Origin of the sequence: Arthrobacter sp. NPDC056691, assembly GCF_042791415.1 — a bacterium.
Taxonomy (GTDB): Bacteria; Actinomycetota; Actinomycetes; order Actinomycetales; family Micrococcaceae; genus Arthrobacter.
Map to the genome: position 1 here is coordinate 106,428 of NZ_JBHTXX010000011.1, position 19,598 is coordinate 126,025.

The window sequence follows — 19,598 nt, forward strand, 5'->3', positions numbered from 1 at the left end:
TCAACCCCTGTACCGGGTTGGCCGCTGGCGTGGCCAGCGGTTTGGGTATCCGCGGCCTGATACTCCCCCGCGGATTACAGACGCTCTTCCTGGGGCGCCGGCAGCGGTCATGATCCACGGCACTGATGGTTCCGTGGCAACCCTGTGCCTTGACTTGGATACTTCTAAAGCCGCTAAACACGTCGTCGACTCCGACGCCGCTGGTCTCGGAAGCCTATTGGCCGAATGCGGGCTGCGATTCGTTCAGGACTTCTCCCCCAGTGGTGGTGTTCACCTGTACGTTCCGTTAGAGCAGCGTATGGATGGGGCAGCTGCGCGGGAGCTCGTTGAAGCCATGACGCTTCGGGCTCCCAGCCTTGACCCAGGACCTCATCAAAATCTCGGTGACGGCTGCATCCGTGTCCCCGGCTCCCCACACAAGTCCGGCGGCCACCAAGTCCTGTCCACGCCGCTGACGTCCGCGTACGAGATCCTGCGGCACCGGAACCCGGCTGCCGCTGTGGAGGCGTTGCGCAGAAAACTCGCACCTGAACTGCGCCGGCGCCGAGAGCTCAAAGACCGGCTCCGCAGGGCTGCTGCGTTCCCCAACCCGGCCCCGGCTGCTGTGCCCCTACTGGCAGGGACTGAATCACCGCTGCGCAGGATTGCCCAGACCGGCCTGTTCGACGCGAACCGCTACCCCTCCCCTTCCGAAGCACGCCTTGCCGTCCTGAACCATTTCGTGGGCTCCGGCTGGACCCTGTCACAAGTCGAGCACGAGCTCACCGGACAGTTCACCGGACTGGCCGCCCTCTACGGCACCCCCACAAAGCAGCACAGGCTCCTACGCAAAGAGTGGGCAAAAGCCACCGCCTACGTAAAAGATCGGGACCCCAGAAAACAAGGAGAAAGACATGCACTTATTAACGACACAAGCCCTACTAAACCCACAGGGGGGGCACCCAACCCCAGCAACGCAGCTATTCACCAACTGGTAAACGATCTGGAAAATGTCCTCTACTCGGTCCTGGATCAACGCCTCAAAGACAGAGGGCGTGAAGGCCACAGCCTCCGCCTCCTACTCCGCGCATTACTGAGCTACATGAGGGCGAAGAACACGAATGTCCTGGACGTAGGATGCCGCACTCTGGCCGTGGCAGTCGGTAAACACCACGCAACGGTGGCCCGGCTCCTGCCGATCCTCGCCGCCAACTCTGATGGCATCCTCACCAAAACAGAAGACGCCAGGCACAAAGCCGCGGACGTCTACACGATCCAACTACCCGAACACTTCCAAGAGCTCGCACGCGAACTGACCTGGCGCAAAGGCAAAATCCATGGGATACGGCCCGTGTTTCGCACCCTCGGAGATCCCGCAGCACTTGCCTACGAGGCCATTGAACGCGGCCGGCACTCCCCCACCACAGCCGAAATCATCCGCGCCACAAGCATCAGCCGCAACGCCATAGACAGCGCCCTGGCAGAGATGGCAAGCCTCGGCATGATCCACCGAGACGGCCGGCAATGGAAAATCAGCGCAGCCACCAGCCTCACCCGTCTTGCCGTCCGCCTCGGCGTCATGGATGACGTTCAGGCCCACATCAGCAGGAACCGTAAAGAACGCGCCGCATGGCACGCATGGCTCGACCGGCACCTAACGCCAGAATTCATCGCCGAAGAAGACCTGTTCGACGCGGAGAGGGATGAATATTGGCTGCCGCCCAGTGACGACGATTACCCATTGTGGGCAGCTGCGTAAATAGGCAGGGAATGACGCTGTTTTACTGTCTCAATACTGCGTAGCTGGTGCTTAGCTAATGGGGTGCTGGTGCACAGTTGGTAATTCTCTGTTGGCTTGTTGTCCAGCATTTGACGGCTGGTGTTCGTCGGCGTAGGGCGCGAGCGCGTGCAATGTCGCACCCAAAGCGGATTTTGTTTTGTAGTGTGCCCACCTCGCCCGGTGGGCCAGCCTCTCCGCGTTTACATACCGATGCTCTATGCCCGTCGATCATGGAAATTGAGTGCATTCCCCAATCGACCCGTCTATCTTTAAGTTGGTTGTGCCCTTCTTGACTGCTGTTCTACTGCAGGGCGTAATGCTTCGAACCTACGGCCCTTGTTATGCTCCACTACTTCCATGGGAAAAAAAGACTGCGCACTAACTGCGCACTAACTGTGTTCTGGCTGTGGTTCAAGTGGGGGTCTCCTGCGGTTTCAACTGCGTGACCTAACTGTCATAACTACTGTGAGTTTGCTAGTGAATTTACTGCGTGGTTACTACATGTTTTGTGAGTCGCTACTAGTAGAAGCTGGTTTGCTACGAGTTCGTTGGAAGTTCATTTCAGCTGTCCTACAAGAAAGCAAGTACTACGGCACTAGTTTGAAGCTACTGCGGTGCAAGTGCATAACAACTGCATAGTAGCCATGTTGGTGCTGCATGGCGACACCCCACTGAATGTGCGGCTATTTTGCATTGGTCGCACATACGATGTGCACTATGGCTACGGCAACTATCTCTCACGCTTTGTCACCCGACGTTCAGCTGGCTTCGCGCCGCACCATCTGTATCTCCAACGGCAAAGGTGGTGTGGGCAAGACAACGGTTACGACCAACTTGGCTGCTCTTTTAGCTGAAGCGGGGTACAAGGTGCTCGTCGTCGACCTCGATTCTCAAGGCGACACATCCACCAACTTGGGCATCATTAACGATGAGCAGTACGACCGTGGTGAGGCGTTGGACATTGCGGTCCGGTACGACAAGGTTCCAGTCCCAATCAAGGATGTGCGACCGGGCCTGGATGTTCTCGCTGGCGGCAATCACACCGCACAGCTCATGGATACGTTCCAGGGCGACGCCTCCCGCCAGGGCAAGATGCGCGGGGGAGTAGCCCGCACTTTGGCCAAGATTGCTCCGAATTACGACATCGTTCTGATCGACACTCCTCCCTCGGAAGCTGGCTGGACAGCTATCGAGGAAGCGATGTTAGCGTCCCGATGGATTCTGGCTCCGGTAAGGCCTGAGCCGAAGTCAATTCGCGGCCTCCAGTCGCTTGCCCGCCGCATAGTCAGTGTCCAGAACGACAATCCGGCTGTCGCGCTGCTTGGCGTCATCCTTTTCGGCATCCCAACAAATGCCCGGAATGTTGACAAGCAGGCTCGCACGCTATTGCAGGACTCCCTGGACGGCATAGCACCCGTGTTCGAGGGCAGCATCCGTGACGTGGTTGCCGCTGACGCTGACGCCAGTTTTCGTGGTTTGGCGGCACATGAGCTGGCCGCCAAAGCAGCGACTCAGTCGCCGTTCTGGGAGCGGCTGCGCAACAAGGGTAGAGGCACTTCTGACGAACCACGCATCGCGCAGTCAGCAGGAAACCTCGCCGAGGATTACATGCGGTTGACGGAACAGATCGTCCAGGAGCTCCAGGCTCAGGAAGAAGCGCTTGACGAGAATCTTGAGGTGGTTGCCAAGTGAGCATGCCCTCTAGTCCGGGAAAGATGGACCTCAGTGCCCTCAGCGGCTTGAAGAAGCGCGTGCTGCAATCGGTACCGTCTACTCCCGTTGAAGCAGTACCTGCCGAGCGGGCATCTGAAACGGTGCTCGAGCCTGAGCAACAGGCCGTAGCGGGTACGCAAGACGCTCGTACGGCCGAATCGGCTACAGGTGGACAGTCAGGCGCTGACCCGGAGTCCGCAGCAGATGATGCGATTGCAGCTCCAGAGCGGTTAGAAGGTCAGGGCGCACATGAGCCTGCGGAAAGGGCAAAGCCTACGGTCATTTCCCCAGAGAAGATTCAACCCGCTGCAGAAGAGCATTCCGGCCATGTCACTCTTTACCTGCCCAAGGACCTCAATCGGTGGCTAGGGGAGCACCACGACAGTACAGATATCTCGTATCCGGGGATCGTTCTGAATGCGATCAGCTGGGCTGCAGGCGAGAATCGGTTGGGGGATATTTTTGCGCCCAAGGATAGCCCGATTCCCGCCAACGACATTTTCGGGCGAGCTCCGGCCGTATCCAAGCATGCCCGTGGGTCTATCGAGCCGGAGACCAGGCCGCTGCGCTTTCGTAGGGACCACATGAGAGTGATCATCAGTCTGGCGCGCACCTGGACAGCAGATAACCGGAACGCCTTCTTCGTCGGAGTTCTGACCGCTTATAGAAATCACCAGAACATGGGCTAAAGGTCTTATGGTCGTCCAGGAGTCCCATCTACTCAAGTCTGAAGACATGGCAGGGGGTTTTATTTCCGGAGCGCCTGGCACCAGCTTTGAACGCCTTGATGTCCGCCGCAGTTTTTCGAGACGTCCTGTCCTCAGGAGATTGCCGGCTGGAGAATTGGGCACTTCTAACCTGCGCTCCACAAGCCGAGGGGATACGCGTCCCCAAGGGCTTGTATTTGACACCCGGACGCGGCGCCGGAAGTTGCAGCGACTGCCCATAGGCCGTGGGATCGCATGAAGGTGGTGACATCGAAGCGCTGATCGAGGGTATGCAACAGGGCAGCTCGAACATCCATGACAGAGAGTCCGGGACGCCGGTGGAACTCTCCACAGGACAAGAGATGGCAATCTTCGGATCATGCGGAAGTGTCTGACCAATGCCCTGAAACACGGCGGGCGCGGCACGGGATGTCCAGACCCCTTGACTGGAGCGGTCAAGGCCTGACCCTCCACATGGCCTCGACGATGGCGCCCTACTAATGCACAGACCGGGAACCCGGCCGTATCGGGCTCGGGACTTCCCGGCATGCACGAACGCGCCCCTCTCGCCGGCGGCTGGCCTGACGGCCCTGCCAGACCTTGGCCGACCACGGTGTGCAAGCGAGTATGAACATCTGTGTGCAGATGCCTCCGAAAAACGACAAGGTATCGTTGTAAATGCAAGCGGTTGATGGCGTGGTTCTACCAACGCTGTTTGACGTACGCGGTGTCGAACGGGGGAGAGGGGTGCCAGCCCGGTTACTGTGTCCGACAGGGTTATGAGACGTCTTTTGGACACGCAACAGGCCCGAATCTGTGACTGTTAGCCGAAATGGCGGTTGAGTCGCTAGGTCATGATGGCGGTTTCGGTGTCAGTTTGCGATGTTATCTGCACGGATGTCCGAAGGTCTCTGCACTCCGTTCCAGCATGGTCCGATGTCACGGTGCCGCGGTGTTTTGAGTGCCACAAGGATCCCGCCGGGCCCGGCTGTTGACGGGGGGTGCAATGCCGGGCCAGGCGGACTGGCCCGGAGGGCGCCTCGTCGGCCAGGTAACACAGATCTTTTCGCTACGACCTTGGGGAAACCCGACGGAACCCTATAACCGATACCCCGCCCTCAGAAAGCCCGGCTCTGGGGCGGCGCTCCAGATCTCTGCACATACCCCGCACAGTTCCAAGGTCCACAGGGTATTCACCATGAAGTAGTGGCAGAGTTTTCAGACAGGACAGGCGGAACGAAGCGGCTTCATGGTGGTCGACATGGACTGTAACGCCGCCGGTACCGAGTGCGTGTGGCGCCCTCGACAGGAGCAGGCGAAAGGACAGGGACGATGATGCTTCCCGGACCTCACCCGAGGGCTATCCACCAGCACTCCGGACCGCCCGCCGGACCGGGCGAGCTCCTGCGGTTTCAGCTCGAGCGCCTGATTGTCGAAATTCTGGCTGCCCCGGACCTTGATCCAAGCATGTACGTGTCCCTGATCGGTCGTCTGACCGAGTATCCCGGGCATCCGGAGCAGGCTTTGCTGGCCCACCTCGGCGACGTTCAGGGTCCTGAAGACCTGCCACCGTACAAAGCAGGCAAGCGGCCAACGCTGCAGCCGTCTCGTCCATAGTTCGTGCGTCCGGGTGGGCTGGCGAAGCCGTGCGGTTCCGAGGCAAACCCGTGTTCGGCCGTATGTTGGCGGCGTAAAGTTGGAACCGGCCGGCGGCGGACCGTCGTGCTGGTGTCCCCCATGCCAGCCGACTCCCAGTTTCCGTCGTCGGTCCCACGATTCCGGGCGCTATCTGGCCTTATGCCGGCACGTGATGGGCTCCGCGTTGGACGGGTTGTCAGGTGCTCTGATTCCGGCTGTGTGCGCTCAGGGGCCCGGCCGGGCAGAGCTGATTGACCGCCGCGGTGAGCTGCCGGGGCTGGAAGGGTTTTGTCAGATACGCTGCGGCCCCCGATGCCATCCCGGCCATCTCGTCCTCGAGTTCGGCCCGGGCGGTGATGAACAGCATCGGCGCTTCGGACCTTGCCCGGATGTGCCTGGCAACGTCCAGGCCATCGATGTCCGGCAGATTCAGGTCCACCGTTATGAGGTCCGGACGGTGTTCCCATGCCGCGGCGACACCTTCAACGCCGTTGCGCACGGCATGAACCTCAAACCCCATCCGTGTCAGGATCAGTGTGAGCAGATCTCGAATGTCCCGGTCATCCTCGATGACCAGGCAAAGTCCCCGTGAACCCAATGTGCCCCCGGCCTTTAGTAGGTGTGCCCAGTCTAGGCCGGAAACCTTAAGCCCCTGATGAGCGCACGTAGGGGGGTGGTACGGAAATTCTGACGGCAGGCTGCCGGAAGCGTGCGCCGGTCAGCCGGCGGATCGGACGGTGACGGTTCCCATGACCAGTGTGCCCAGGCCCGCGGCGGCGGTGATGTCCAGTGAAGATCCGGTGACGACGAGGTTGTCACCGCCGATGACCAGGATGCTGCCGTTTCCTGCGGCTTGGAGCCACTCGGCATCATCCGGACTGTCCGGGTCAAGCTGCTCCCGGTAGATGGTTTCCCCGCCCACCTCAAGGGTGAGCAGGCCGTTGCGGGACAGGGTGAAACGGCAGCCGTTCCCCGTTTGGCGGGCCTGGTTCAGAATGTCGGAGTAGTCGCCGCTCATCGCCAGCTGGAAGCCGTGGGAGAGCAGAATCGCCACGAGCGCGGACGTCAGTTCGCCGCCTGCTTCCCGGAAGCTCACGACCGGGACCAGGGTGTACGCGAGCATGGGGACGGTCCGCGCCGGGCCGGTGCCGCTCCTGTCGACGAGGATCACCCGTGCAGCGAGAGGCGCCAGGCCTTCGGGCCTGTTAGGGGAATCGTGCACCGTCACTGTGGGATCTCCGCAGCGACGGTGGCAGACCCAGTCACTGAATGTCAGGTACTCGGTCCCGTCAGGGGCCGTGCTTTCGGCGATGTCCACGATCAGCGAGAGTGGTTCTTCGGGCCGCAGCGGCCTGCGGCAGCGATCACAGGTCGTGGCAACGGCGGCCGCCGTGGTTACGTAAAGCGTCGTATCCCTGCCTTTAAAGGATTCCAGACGTCCGTCCCAGGCAACATTGTGTGTGACCGGCATAACAGCGATTTTACCCGCCGGTAACCGCGTCAGCCGGGCTGGCGTGGTTAGCCCATCCTGCGCTGGCCCGCCGGCGCCCTTCCTTGGACGTCGGCGGAAGCCGGCGCCGGATTGGGATTCCGGGCGCCGGTTCCCTGTAACTCTGGTAAAGGATCAGCTCCCCAGCCTCGCTGAACCAGATGCACACAGTATGTCCGGCGGGCCTTGGCAAAAGCAGGGGGCCGGCCTCCCCACATACGGTCCCCCCATCTGAGGAAAAGCAGCGATGGGCTCAGCCCTGAGGTGGGCCCTGGAAACGGCACGGTTAGATGCGCCAGGTGCTGCCCGGATTCGCCGCTGGCCACAACCAGTCCGTTGCCTCACCGACCTGCCGCGCCGGCATATTTGTCCGACTCCTACAACGTCCCGGACCCGGCCCACATCCTAGGAACTGGAACACCCAGTCAAGGACCCTCAAAAAATGGCGACACGCCGTCAGATCCCGTTCCAAAATTATGTTCTCTTTGACGTCCCGCCCGACGAGTGCAGGACAAGTATCGGTACATTGGTTCAATGGAAATTGGGTACGCCCGCGTTTCGACAGCGAAACAGGACCTCGACCGGCAGATCGAGGCGCTGCGCGGGCAGGGCATCCCCGCCCGGCACATCTATGTGGACAAGAAATCCGGGTCCACCACCAACCGGCCCGGACTTCATGAAGCACTCGACCACGCCCGCGAGGGCGATGTGATCGTGGTGCACACCCTGGACCGGCTGGGCCGGACGGTGAGGGACACCCTGAACCTGATCCACGACCTGGCAGGCCGCGGCGTCGGAATCCGGAATCTGGCCGACCCGATCCGCGTTGATTCGGCCAATCCGGAAGATCCCATGTCACAGCTGGCAGTGGTGATGCTCGCCCTGTTCGGCCAAATGGAACGAACCTACGCGATCGAACGCGCAGCCCACGCGCGTGCCGTGGCTGCTGCCAAGGGCAAAAGGGTTGGCCGGCCCAGCGTGGTCGATCCGGCGAAACTCGCCTATGCCGCACACCTTCGCGATCAGGAGGACCTGTCCATCTCCGAGATTGTCCACGCCACAGGCATCACCCGCTCCAGCCTCTACCGTCATCTGCCGCCCCGGCCCCCAGAAACGCTGACAGCCCCGGACCAGCCGAACGCCTAGGGCTTCAACGCGGTGGCGGTCGGCGCAGTCGATCGATTGCGGCGGCCCGCCCGCGCAGTTCCCTTGCCCACCGCTGACCGCCACCATAGGTTGGAGACCAGCGGAAGATCACTTCCGCCCGGGCCCTCGCGGCCACGAATCGTGAGTTCAGTGGAGAGCAACAGGCACATGGCAACAGGCACAGTGAAATGGTTCAACGCGGAGAAGGGCTTTGGCTTCATCGCCCCGGACGACGGTTCGGGGGACGTCTTTGCCCATTACTCCGCGATCGCTTCCGGCGGCTACCGCTCGCTCGAGGAGAACCAGAAAGTCCAGTACGACCTAGTTCAAGGCCCGAAGGGTCCCCAGGCGGACAACATCCGCCCGCTCTAGACCAAGACAGCATTTAGCCGCAGGTGCCCAAAGCCGGTGCAGTCCGCGCCCATGACCAGGTCAAAGACGTGCGGACAGGATCGAGGCCAGTGCGGAGGTGGGCGCACTCCCGGCCTCCATGCGGGTCGCGACCGAACGAGTTGACGCTAGAACGCGTCAGGAACCTGAGGGAGGATCACCACGGGATCTCCCGTCAGGAACATCCTGCGCGGAGACTGCCCATGGAGACTTACCCACACGATCGAGCCATCGGGCGTCAGATCGTCTATGACCCCTGCGCTGCCTGCCTGGCCCGGTTCCCGGACTTCCACTTCCTGCCCCGGTTGCAGGTTCTCCCACCCGGCCCGCTGCCCGGCAGTATGATCGTCAGCATCCATGCACCAATACAACCAGATAGACGTGGGCGCCTCCCTGCTGAACCTCGCCTGCGGTACGGGGTTTGCCCGTGTCAGGGGACGCCGATAATCAGGGAGCTGCGGGCTGCTTCGACGACGTCGCGGGTGACACCGGTCAGGTTGTTGATCTCGGTGATTCGGTTGATCTGTGTGAACAGGCGTTGGACGAGACGGAGGTTACCGCCGGTGACCTGTGCGATGGCTGCAAGGGCGTCGGGGTCCTCCAGGGTGGCTCCAGCGGGAAGGGCGAGCCCGAGTTCGTGGTGGTGCCCTGTGAGGACCTCGAGCAGCTCGGTTCGGGCCAGGGGCCGGTACTCGTGTGCGAATCCGACTCTGCTGTACAGCTGGGGGTAGCGCGCCAGACGGCGTTGCAGGCCGGGCATAACGACCAGGATGAGTCCGATACCGTTCCTGTCGTACAGGTCCCGCAGCTCTTCGAGCCCGGTGGTCGTGAGCCGGTCGGCCTCGTCGCAGATGAGCATCTCGACCTGGGGGAATCCGCCCGGGATCTGTTGCCGCCACCGGGATGTCGGCAGCCTTCGAATGACGGTGTCCATGCTGCGGCACAAGTCGACCACGTTGCGGCTGATGCGACTGCTGGCGGACATAACCGGGTGGTCCACAAGACGGTTCGGCTCTCGATCAGGTCGGCGGACGAGATGAGAGCGTCCAAGTCGCTGCCGAGGGGCCGATACAACTGGGCCAGGTACTTTTCGGCGAGGTCCCAGCCGGCGTAACGGCGAGCCGACATTGTCTTGCCGACGCCCGGCGGCCCGTAGCACAGACCGATATAGCGGTCGCGGCGCACCGCGTCCGCGAACTCGCAAAACCGCCGGTACTCGCCTGTGACAAGGAATGCCGCGGAGGTGGTGTCAATCATTGCGGTATCGCTTGAGCTTGCGGACCGGCGGCGGCCTATCGGCCTGGTGCGCGGCGAGCAGATCGTCGACCAGGGTGCGCCGTGCGGTGATCTGCTCACGCAGATCTCTCCGGTGGCGGTCTCGGGCGGTCCGCAGGTCTTTCAGGCTGATTGTTTCGCCGGCGATGTCCTGGCATATCGCCGTGCACAGGAAGGTCCCGTCGTGAAATACCCGGATCTGTCCGAGATCTCGGGGGTCGTAGCGGATGACGACCGGCTCGCCAACGAACGCGGCCAGGTTCACATTCAGGTAGCGCATGTTCTCGAAGCGGATGCCGTCACGATGCACCACCCGAGGCGCCGGCACGGTCAACAGCAGCAGGTCGAGATCCTCGACGCGCTCCGGGAGCTGCGGCAGGAACCCGCCGGCTTCCCAGCGTTGTTGTGGCGGCACGCCGGTTTCGCCGTGTGGACGCTGGTTGTAGTCGCCGACGATGAACGCATGCAGCAGCTGGTCGAGCTCACCCAAGGTCAGACCCGGTGCAGACGCCTGCACCCCAGCCACCAGATGCCCAGGCAACCCGGGAAGGAACAACTGGTTCACGCTGCGGAAAAGGCGCTCAATCTTGCCCCTGCCGCGCGGTTTACCGGCCGTGCTGTGAACCAGCTGGATATGCAGGTCCGCGCAGACCTGTTCGATGTGGCGGCTGGTGAAGTCCGAGCCGTGGTCCGAGTACAGGATCTCCGGGATCCCGCACACCCGCCAGGCCGGGTCGGCCTTGGTCCAGATCGCCTGCCGCAGCGCCAGCGCGGTCTGCAGGGCCGAGGGGGCACTAAGGTTCAGCGCATAACCAGGCACCGCCCGGCTGTGGTCATCCAGGATTACGCTCAGCCACGGCCGCACCGGCGACCGACCCGGGCCGAGCACTAGGATGTCCAGCTCGGTATGGTCGGCCTGCCACATGCCATTGGACCGGTCGGCCTCCCGTCGGTACAACAGGTCATAGGCCTCCTGGTAGGCCTTCGTGCCCTGCTGAGCCAGCACCAGCATCGGATCACCCAACGCCCGCAGCACGCCCCGAACAGTCTCGTAGCTCGGCGCGGCCCACCTCTGGCGCACCGCGACCTGCCCGACGGTGCGATACACCGTCGCGACCGACGGCGCGGGCCGCTGCAGGTACAGGGCCTCGATCACGGTGACCAGCTCTGCCCGGATCCGGCGCTGACCCCGATCCGACCGAGGTGTCGGCGCCAATCCGACCAGGCCCCGTGCCCGGTAGGCCGACAGCCACCGAGTGACCGTCCGTGGCGACCGTCCCGCCGCCGCCGCAGCCGCGGTGACCGGCACCCCATCGTGCAGGTGCGGACGCAACACCTCGAACCGCGCCATCGCCGCTGCCCGCTGCGCCTCGCTCAACTTGCCCAGCGGGGTGTGGTCTGCCACCGCAGTCGTCACCTCACCACCACACCCATTCCCTGGCGAGCACCCGACCGGCGCACACCACCACTGGCCATCTCGCGGCCGGGTACCGCCAGCGGATCAGCGCCGCTCAGCGACGAGGGACTGTTCACGATCTCAGCATAAGCCGAGGCCAGACAGATAGCGCTGGTAATTCCGCGCCACCCAACTCCGGACCTTACAATCGTCCCTTTTGTTTCGTTCCGTATTTCGTCTTTCGTTATGTTCCGTATTGTGTTACTGTAACGTCATGACTGAGCAACAGACCGAGGAGCGCATCTGCCGGTTTCCTGGCTGCCGGCGTCCTGCGATGGCTGGCGAGGCTGGCACGGGGCGGCCTCCGGAGTATTGCGATGACCCGCGGCATAACCGTGCCGCCGCGTGGCGGGCGCGGCAGCGGCTTGGCGAGAACCAGGAGCGGGCCGAAGAGGCGCGGCCCGTGGATGCGGCGCGTCAGCGCGCGAGCGAGATCGGCGGTCAGGTTGCGGGGATGATCGAGCACTTGGGACAGCAGCTGGCCTCGCTGGTCGAGGAACTGCGCACGGTGGGGGATCCGGACGCGGCAGAAGCTCAGATCGAGTCGATCTCGACCGAGGCTGCTGAGAAGATCGCCGCCGCGGCTGCCCGGGCAACGCGTGCCGAGCAGGCACAGCGCCGCGCGGAGGTCGAGAAAGACGAGGCCGACGCCGCCGCGGCGGAGGCCACGCAGCAGGTCGAGGAGCTGACCGGGAATCTGGCCGGGCTGCAAGAAGAGCTTTCGGCCGCCCGGGAAGAGCTGTTGGCTGCCCGAACTGCGGGAGAGGACCTGAGGGAAGAGCTGGCCCAGGCCCGCGCGGACGCCGAGCAGGACCGGGCACAGGCGGAAGCCGCCGCGGCGGAGCTGCGCGCCGACGTCGAGGCCGCCCGCGCCGAGCTCTCCGGCGCCGAGCGCGAAAGGGATGCGGCCACTGCCCGGGCCGGGACCGCGGAACGTGGGAAAGCAGATGCAGAGAGCCGCGCGGCCGCAGAGGCAGGACGCGCACAGCGTGCCGAAGCCGAAGCGGGGGAAGCCCACGCGCAGCTGGAGGCTGTCCGCGCGGATCTGGACCGTGCCCGCGAAACAACCGCCGAGCTGCGGGCATCCGTGGCCGTGCTCACGGCAGAGCGTGATGCCGCCCGGGCCGACACCGAACGCGAACGCGACCACGGCAACCAGCGGGTGGATGACCTCCGGGCCACCTATGAGCGCCAGGTGGACCAGCTTCGAACCGAAGCCGCCCAAGCCCGCGCGGCCCTGGCCGAATCCCGGTCCCGCCGAAGCAGAGCGGCAGGGAAGCCGGAGGGGACGCCGGAACAGTAACCGGGGGATTCCCGTGCAGGCGGCCTTTGTTGGTGACGGCACTTCCCGCCGCGATTGCCCTATGGCCGGCGGCACGCTGCGCGAACCACGAGGCACGCAATGAGACGAACGATGGTCGGCCTGATCCTGGCACTGTCAGGGTGGGCCTGCGCCGGGATCTACCTGATCCTTACCGGTCAGGCCCTGGGGAATGCGATAGCGCGGACGAACGTGTCGTTCCTGGGCGACGCCGCGGTTTCCTTTGTTACCGGCCTGGTGAGCTGGTCGGTGCTGGTTTATGCCGGAAGCCTGTTCGGCATCCGGCGCCCACGACTGCTGAGAAAGAAGAACAGATGAGCCGCATTGAAACGGTGTACGTCGTGAGCGAGCCGCAACCCACCGTCGAGGATTCGGTCCGGCAGCTCGCCCAACGCCTGGACAAGAACCTCAAAGACCTGGTGACCGTATTCCAGGAGGCGGGGGAGCAGTTATGGACCGCGGAGCCTGCATCACACACGGTCACGCCAGTGCCTTTCACTGAACGCCGACCCACCGGACTCATTGGTCATGAGAACGTCCAGGTCACCCGGTACATCGCGTCGGCCCTGGTCATGGTCTCGTTCCAGAAACGCATCGACTGACCGCCGGCCACAAGGTGTTGGTTAGGTGTCGAGGCTGCTCCCGGAGTGGTGTGCTGGACTGCTGCTGTGAGCCACAGGGGCAGCCTGCCCCGTGACCACACAGCAGCTGTGGAGCTTGGACTCAAACCTCAGGTGGCGGAAAGGTCAGTTCTGACCTGGCCTGCGGGCGAACGTGCAAGCTGGGTGCCCTGCGCCTATGGTGACCGCCGGTCAGGGCTGAATGCGTTTCTGGGCAGAGGATCGCCAAAGGCCGATGTACCCCTGTTTGGTTCCTAGGATCTGGACTTTAATGGCTTGACGTCGGTCAGCGGCCGCGATCCGGTAGGTGGCCGTGGTGGCGCCCCTGATTGGCTGGTTGTTCCGGTACCACTGATAGCGAAGCTGTGTTCCGGGGGTCCATGCCCCGGCGTGGGCTGTCAGCGTTCGTCCTGCTTGCAGGATTCCCGTGATCTGCGGTGTAGGGGCGGTCAGGATGCCGGGGTTGATGAGGTGCTGGGCGCCGGTCCTCGTGACTGTCGTGTAGGAGGTCTGCGTGCCTGTGACTCTCATCTGGAGGAATGTATTAAGGTCCTTGGCCGGCACGATGTAGCTTGAGCGTGTGGCGCCTTGGATGGGCTGGCCGTTGCGAAGCCATTGGTAGCTGAATCGTGTCCCGGCGGTCCATCCGGGCGTGGACGCCTGCAGGGTCACTCCGACGCGCGCGCTTCCGGAGACAAGCGGTTCGGCGGAGCCCAGTTTCACCAGCGGGATCTTCACCGCGGAGGCCTTGGCTTCGTTGGAGATGTACCCGGGGCTGCCGGTTCGAACCACTGCCTGAATGGTGGCTCCGGCGTCAGTCACCTTCAGGGTGTACGCGGCCGTGGTGGCACCGGGCACGGTGGTGCCGTTGCGTAGCCAGGCGTAGGTTACTGCCTGGCCGGCAGGCCAGGGGTTGTTGGCGGTCAGCCGGTAGCCGGGTTGGAGTCGTGGCTGTAGTTCTGCCACGGTGTTCACGAGGGTGTCCCCTTGGATGTAGCCGCTGCGCCGGTCCGCCGGGAGGGGTACGGGCCCGACTGTGATAACCGCTGATGCTCCCTTTGTGCGGGTACCGGCTTCGATGAACTGGAATCTCTGCCCTACGTCCGTCGGTTGGGGGTACCAGGAGTCCGGTGCAGCTTCCGGCGTTGACGGGAAGCTTCCATCGGACCGCAGCCGATACCACCCGGACTTCGAATTCTGCTCCGGGGCGGTACGGACAACCCGGACGGGGGAGTCGCTATAAGGTGTTGCCTGTCCAACGGTGACGTCGTTGAATCCGCCGGCTCCTTCGACGGTGCGGACCAGCGTTGAGGACCGTTCGTGGACCGTGCCGTCCGGCCACGTCCCGGTGACGACGATCCGCGATACGCTGCCTGCCGCCGGGATGTATGCTCTGCGGTCGGCCACCTGGGTACCGTCCTCCAGGAACCAGCGGTAGCTCAGGACCGCTCCCGGACCCCAGGCCGGGAAGCGAACCTCTGCGGGGACCCCGGCCCTGAACGCCCAGGGAACCTGCGGCGTCGGGGCAGCATGGGTGGGATGGCTCACCCGGACTTCCCATCCTGCCGGGCGGCCCAGCGACAAGTATTGCTGGGAGATGGTCCGTGAGTAGAGCGGCTGCGGGGCTCCGGTGGGGAAGAGCGGAACCCTTTCCATCACGGGCGTGACATAGGTGAGTCGCTGTAGGCCTTCAGGCAAGGACCCCTCCGACGTAGGAATGGTCACGGTGTAAGTCGTGGACGCACCGTTAGGCGCCCCGGCTTCGATGCCGTCCTTGTGGACGCTGACTTTCGTGATGATGCCTTGGTCGTTTTCAAACGTGAGGTGCATGTGGGCAAGCACGGCCTGCTGGTCCCCCTCGCAGCTAATGCTGACCTGCATCCGTAACTCGTCACTGGCAACGACGGTTCCCGGCAAAGCCAGGGATTCGAACGTGCCCACGACCCCTGAAGATTCAGCCCCGCAAGGGTACAACGAGACCGCAAGGGCAGGAGATGCCATCACCGTGCCTGACAAAACCACGGTTGCGGCAAGACCCGCAGAGATGACAGCACGGACTACACGGCCCACGAATTCCCCCAATATGAGTAACGATTCACCAGAGTATATAAGCAGCCCATCGTGGCGCTGCACGGGACCACGGGCGCCTGGCCTTAGAAGGTCCGCGCGGTCTAATTATTCGATCGCCGGTCAGGACTTACCCGGCCTCAACAGCCGCCATGCCTGGGTGCCGTTGGGAAGATTCACTTCAATCGGATCCCCGGCGCCAGGATAGTCTTCGCGCAGTCGGTCGCGAACGGAACAATTGGAATCCCCGTGGCCCGGCTCCACAGACCGAATCCCGTTCACTTCCATATGGAGGCCAGGGTGTTCACCCAGGTTTTCACGCCAAGCAATGACGAGGTCTCCGCAGGTGGCCTCGACGAAGTCTTCGACAGACCCGAACCATGAAGCCTCGCCCCGATTCGGAAACATGTTGTTAAACCGACTGTGAGCCGCCGGCGAAGGATCGACCAGAGTCACGGGAACGGAATCACCGGTGTTTGTTCCGAGGAATGTCCGGGTCCCGGAGTCACTGGGTGGGAAGGAATAGCCGATGACATCCAGGGCTGTTGCCTCTCGAAGAGCGGCCGCTGCGCGCTTCCACTGAACCCGTAGTGGTGCGCGATCGTAGTAGTGGCTCTTGCTGCTGGCAGGAGGGACGACGAACGGAGCGAGATCCTCGTAGAGGTACGGCGGGATGTGGTCTTCGCGCAAGACAAACCGCTCCGTCGCGGGGGCCCGCTCGCCTCCGTGGAGCCAGTTTACGGAACCATGCAGCTTGTAGAAGGTCGGGCTCTCCCGCAGTGAAGAGCCACCCGAGGGGTACAAGGCCGCATCCACCGGCTGGCGTTGTTCCAGAGCGATTTGATACAGGTCTCCGAAACCACGTGCGCCGACGACTTCTGCGAGGGCTCGTTCAAGAAGTGTGTCGTAGTTGAATGTCAGAATCGTCGCCTGCTCATGCGACCACTGCGCTACCAACCGGTGCAGCCACGGCGGCGGCTCTTCTTCGGTTCTGCTTTGGGCCTCGACGATGATGTCGTGGATGGCTTGGACGCCATCGACAAAACGCGCGCGAGAACGAAGGTTATCGCTGTCCTCTAGCCACGGTTCGTCACTGCCGAGATGGCCGAGCCACGCCTCGACGTCACCACCAAATGGCGAAAGTGTATCGGCGGGGAGATGGAGGCGTTCCAGCACCAATGGACCGAGCTGCTTCATCAGGGGCATTTCTGGACTGATCGCTCGCGAGAAGCCGGCGCCGAGCAGAACTACTTTCATAGAAGAACTCTATGAAAGCACCTCTGAATCGGTCGCCGGCGCGCCGCATTGCGGACGTTGTCATTGGCCGAGCGGTGTCCCGGTGAAGAATCCGTTGCTGGGACGAATTAGAAGTCGCCCAAGTCTCATTAGGCTCGACTAGTATTTGGCGTCTTTTGGCGGTTTTTCTGCGTCCGGGGGCCCATGACCTTGGAGACATCGTCCAGACAATCTGTCTCACGTTGATATTCTCGACTTCGCATGTTTTAGCCTTTGATAAGACTTAGGGCAGGCTGGTTCAGTCGAAGGAGTTTGATTCTAGAGAAGAGATATCGTGCCAAACCCTGAAATGTTGTCCGAAGAAGTCTTCGAGGACGATTACATGCTGAAGTTCAAGCAACTGGTATTGCGCCGTGGGCTGCTCGTTTCTTTCGATCGCGACCGCGCGCGGGTCGACATTGGAATCATGCTCAATCGTCTTGGCACGCTGGAGCTGAGCGGCACCAAGGTGTGGTTCCAACTGAAGGGCATTCACGCATCGACTTTGAGTGCCGAGCAGTTGGCCGCTGACGGCTACGTCTCGCGCAGCCTGCGCCTCGATGACCTGCGGTTCTGGTATGCCGCGGCTGAGGCGACCTATCTGGTTATCTACATTGAGGCAACGGGACAGTTCCTGGCGGAGGATGTCCGCGATATCGTCGACAGGGAGTGGGGACCAGGATTCCTCGCTCCCGACCGTTTCGGCGACCAGCAGACTGTAACGGTGCGTGTATCGGGCGATGCGGTGCTCGACGAGCGGTGCCTGGATGCCATGGTTGCGCACCGATCTATGCGAATCGACGGTCCGGCCTTCCGAGGTCGTCCTCTAGGTCACCGGCTCGACCCGTTGCGGTGTGAGTTCGCTCAGCTGGCCCCAGACGTCTTCGAACGACTGGTCCTGGCGCTGCTGGACGCGCACCTGTTTCGCGACGTCCAGCGCGTTAATCCATCGCGGGTACTGGCAAATGTAGGGCCCAAGGGTCATCGGCTACAGGTGCTGGTCGGCACTCTCCACACGACGTACGAGTACCCATTCGCCGGGAGCATCGAATACGGTTTCGACACCGACAATTCGGAGCCCCGAAGCGAAGGGCAATTGTTCTCTGCCATGGGGAAAGTCATGGTGGTTGTGCACAGTCATGTTGACGGCCCGATCGAGGCTGCGCCCGAACTCTCCCTTCTACTGAAGGAATGGGACAAAGCAGGCGTCCAACATGTGCTGATTTTCTCCAATGACTCCGACCTGAAGAACCTTTTTCCGTACCGACAGCTGTTCGGCAGTCGCTGTGACATCCCCCAAGGCCTGTCCAGCATTGCCTACAACGTCCTGGTCGCGACCCTGGTGTTCCTTGACTTCCAGCAGGACCTACGGTGGAAGACAATCCACTACCAGTTTGGCTCCTGAACGTCCCCGGAGCACTTCTGGGGCAGGAAAAGCCAGCGACTGGACTATTTTCCACTTTCTGCTCCTAGAAGAGCAGCCCGTAGCCTCTCCCGGAGTGCATAAATAGATCGAGATTGTTCGACGCGGACTCCTTCAAATCGGCGAGCCCTTCCGCGTTCGTTACTGTCAGGGTGAACCGGGCGCGGTCGGTGTCCGACAGCCTGTCGCGGGTGAAGACTAGAAACGTCCCTTCATAGCTCTCTACGCCGTTCTGCTCAGGGATCGGCAGATTGATGATGTCCATGCCGTTGTTGGCAAACCGCATAGTCCGTCCGACATACGGGTGGCTGCCAACTCGAATTTCGACTGTGCCCAGTGGCGTGTCCTTGGAGACGTTTTTCGCACTGAAGCCAAAGAAGACCCTCGTACCCCTGGGTGTGTTTAACTGGTTCCCTGGTCGTGGCGGTTGACGGTTGTGGATGATGGAGGATCCGTCGACCCATAATGACTTGGCCGCGGCCAGTTGCACTGGCAGCGACCCCGTGATCACATGATCGTCCAACGAGGCGAGGTAACGACGGGTGGCGGGGGTTCTTTCCTCTAGGAGATCTCGATGCCCAGGTAAAGAGCGGAAGCGCGCCTGATACTCGGGCAGCACATCGGAAAGAGTGTCCGCTGTGTCCCATGTATCTTCGAACCAGTCCAGCACCGGCTCTGCAGCCTTCAGATGCTGCACCTCTTCACTCGCTGCGAAACCCGTCCATACTTGCTTCGTTACCACCTCCGCCCCCGTGGAGAGTGCACTCACAGTGAGATTGGCCGATCCGACGATCAGTGACTTCAGGCTTAGCAACCTAAATTCTGGCCAATCGTCTGCACGAAATGCGAATGTCTTCGCATGAAAGGCAGATGGAGGACGCAGAGTTGAATCCGCCAGCACTGCCCGTCCGTTTGGAATTCGGACCTCGGCATTGTTCAGTTGGCTAAGGCGCACGAGCGCATCGGGTTGCGTGAAACCAAAGTCAATGCTCACGAGAAACCGCTTGCGCGCGGCAGCCCAACTTTTGCTCGACAGCCGTTGGTTGAGCAAACGGACGCCTTGGTCTGAGGCGTATGCCACCGCAACTTCGACGTAGTCGTAAGCGGCCGCCCGCTGTGAGGCATCTGCAAGGGCATCGAGCACAATGCCGACTCTGCCGACACCAGGGTCTTGCGCATGTACCGACGTCTCGTAAGGCATCAGGCCCCTGCTCTCCGCGTGTTCATAAAAATGGTCTTGGTTGTACCCATGGGCCGCTGGTAGGACCGATTTGGCGGTGGGCTTGCTTCCTTAATGCCGTTTCTGGGCGCATTTTCTT

At 62.2% G+C, this 19,598-nt stretch carries 17 protein-coding genes; 10 read left to right on the plus strand and 7 right to left on the minus strand.

What is annotated here, in order from left to right:
* Positions 1-109: 109 nt before the first annotated feature.
* The 4 genes from ACFRAU_RS11465 to ACFRAU_RS11480 all read left to right on the plus strand — a co-directional run bounded on the left by ACFRAU_RS11465 (position 110) and on the right by ACFRAU_RS11480 (position 5,796).
* Positions 110-1,738 (plus strand): hypothetical protein, encoded by a 1,629-nt coding sequence (locus tag ACFRAU_RS11465; protein WP_377999999.1) that lies wholly within the window; start codon positions 110-112, stop codon positions 1,736-1,738.
* 738 nt (positions 1,739-2,476) lie between these two features.
* Positions 2,477-3,451, plus strand: coding sequence for a ParA family protein (locus ACFRAU_RS11470; RefSeq protein WP_378000000.1), 975 nt, complete (start codon positions 2,477-2,479; stop codon positions 3,449-3,451).
* A gap of 23 nt (positions 3,452-3,474) precedes the next feature.
* On the plus strand, positions 3,475-4,161 hold the full coding sequence (locus ACFRAU_RS11475; RefSeq protein ID WP_378000001.1) for a hypothetical protein: 687 nt from the start codon (positions 3,475-3,477) through the stop codon (positions 4,159-4,161).
* Between the two features lie 1,350 nt (positions 4,162-5,511).
* Positions 5,512-5,796: a hypothetical protein gene (locus tag ACFRAU_RS11480; RefSeq protein WP_378000002.1), complete on the plus strand. Its 285-nt coding sequence runs from the start codon at positions 5,512-5,514 to the stop codon at positions 5,794-5,796.
* A gap of 217 nt (positions 5,797-6,013) precedes the next feature.
* Here the strand turns inward: ACFRAU_RS11480 and ACFRAU_RS11485 are convergent, their stop codons facing one another.
* On the minus strand, positions 6,014-6,415 hold the full coding sequence (locus ACFRAU_RS11485; RefSeq protein WP_378000003.1) for a response regulator transcription factor: 402 nt from the start codon (positions 6,413-6,415) through the stop codon (positions 6,014-6,016).
* A 120-nt stretch (positions 6,416-6,535) separates the two neighbouring features.
* Positions 6,536-7,288 carry a hypothetical protein gene (locus tag ACFRAU_RS11490; RefSeq protein ID WP_378000004.1) on the minus strand — a complete coding sequence of 251 codons (753 nt, stop codon included), beginning with the start codon at positions 7,286-7,288 and terminating at the stop codon, positions 6,536-6,538.
* Between the two features lie 552 nt (positions 7,289-7,840).
* Between ACFRAU_RS11490 and ACFRAU_RS11495 the strand changes: the two genes are divergently transcribed.
* Both ACFRAU_RS11495 and ACFRAU_RS11500 read left to right on the plus strand, forming a co-directional pair.
* Positions 7,841-8,452, plus strand: coding sequence for a recombinase family protein (locus ACFRAU_RS11495; RefSeq protein ID WP_378000005.1), 612 nt, complete (start codon positions 7,841-7,843; stop codon positions 8,450-8,452).
* 168 nt (positions 8,453-8,620) lie between these two features.
* Entirely contained in the window at positions 8,621-8,824 is a 204-nt protein-coding gene (locus ACFRAU_RS11500; protein ID WP_378000006.1) for a cold-shock protein, read from the plus strand.
* Positions 8,825-9,272: 448 nt separating this feature from the next.
* Here ACFRAU_RS11500 and ACFRAU_RS11505 read toward each other — a convergent pair whose 3' ends face one another.
* Entirely contained in the window at positions 9,273-9,827 is a 555-nt protein-coding gene (locus ACFRAU_RS11505) for an AAA family ATPase (protein WP_378000007.1), read from the minus strand.
* 264 nt (positions 9,828-10,091) lie between these two features.
* Positions 10,092-11,522 (minus strand): Mu transposase C-terminal domain-containing protein, encoded by a 1,431-nt coding sequence (locus tag ACFRAU_RS11510; protein WP_378000008.1) that lies wholly within the window; start codon positions 11,520-11,522, stop codon positions 10,092-10,094.
* A gap of 265 nt (positions 11,523-11,787) precedes the next feature.
* Here ACFRAU_RS11510 and ACFRAU_RS11515 point away from each other — a divergent pair, with 265 nt between their 5' ends.
* The 3 genes from ACFRAU_RS11515 to ACFRAU_RS11525 all read left to right on the plus strand — a co-directional run bounded on the left by ACFRAU_RS11515 (position 11,788) and on the right by ACFRAU_RS11525 (position 13,496).
* Complete coding sequence (locus tag ACFRAU_RS11515) at positions 11,788-12,876, plus strand: hypothetical protein (RefSeq protein ID WP_377995470.1); 1,089 nt, start codon at positions 11,788-11,790, stop codon at positions 12,874-12,876.
* Between the two features lie 111 nt (positions 12,877-12,987).
* A complete protein-coding gene (locus ACFRAU_RS11520) occupies positions 12,988-13,212 on the plus strand; it encodes a hypothetical protein (RefSeq protein ID WP_378000009.1) in 225 nt (74 codons plus the stop codon).
* On the plus strand, positions 13,209-13,496 hold the full coding sequence (locus tag ACFRAU_RS11525; protein WP_378000010.1) for a hypothetical protein: 288 nt from the start codon (positions 13,209-13,211) through the stop codon (positions 13,494-13,496). The genes ACFRAU_RS11520 and ACFRAU_RS11525 overlap by 4 nt, the downstream gene beginning before the upstream one ends.
* 210 nt (positions 13,497-13,706) lie before the next feature.
* On the opposite strand, the gene ACFRAU_RS11530 is transcribed toward ACFRAU_RS11525, so the two are convergent.
* Positions 13,707-15,395, minus strand: coding sequence for a hypothetical protein (locus ACFRAU_RS11530; RefSeq protein ID WP_378000011.1), 1,689 nt, complete (start codon positions 15,393-15,395; stop codon positions 13,707-13,709).
* 309 nt (positions 15,396-15,704) lie between these two features.
* Positions 15,705-16,838, minus strand: coding sequence for an SIR2 family protein (locus ACFRAU_RS11535; protein WP_378000012.1), 1,134 nt, complete (start codon positions 16,836-16,838; stop codon positions 15,705-15,707).
* A 313-nt stretch (positions 16,839-17,151) separates the two neighbouring features.
* Between ACFRAU_RS11535 and ACFRAU_RS11540 the strand changes: the two genes are divergently transcribed.
* On the plus strand, positions 17,152-18,261 hold the full coding sequence (locus tag ACFRAU_RS11540; RefSeq protein ID WP_378000013.1) for a hypothetical protein: 1,110 nt from the start codon (positions 17,152-17,154) through the stop codon (positions 18,259-18,261).
* Positions 18,262-18,325: 64 nt separating this feature from the next.
* Here the strand turns inward: ACFRAU_RS11540 and ACFRAU_RS11545 are convergent, their stop codons facing one another.
* The gene (locus tag ACFRAU_RS11545; protein ID WP_378000014.1) at positions 18,326-19,480 is read right to left on the minus strand and encodes a hypothetical protein; all 1,155 of its coding nucleotides are present in this window, start codon (positions 19,478-19,480) and stop codon (positions 18,326-18,328) included.
* Positions 19,481-19,598 lie beyond the last annotated feature (118 nt).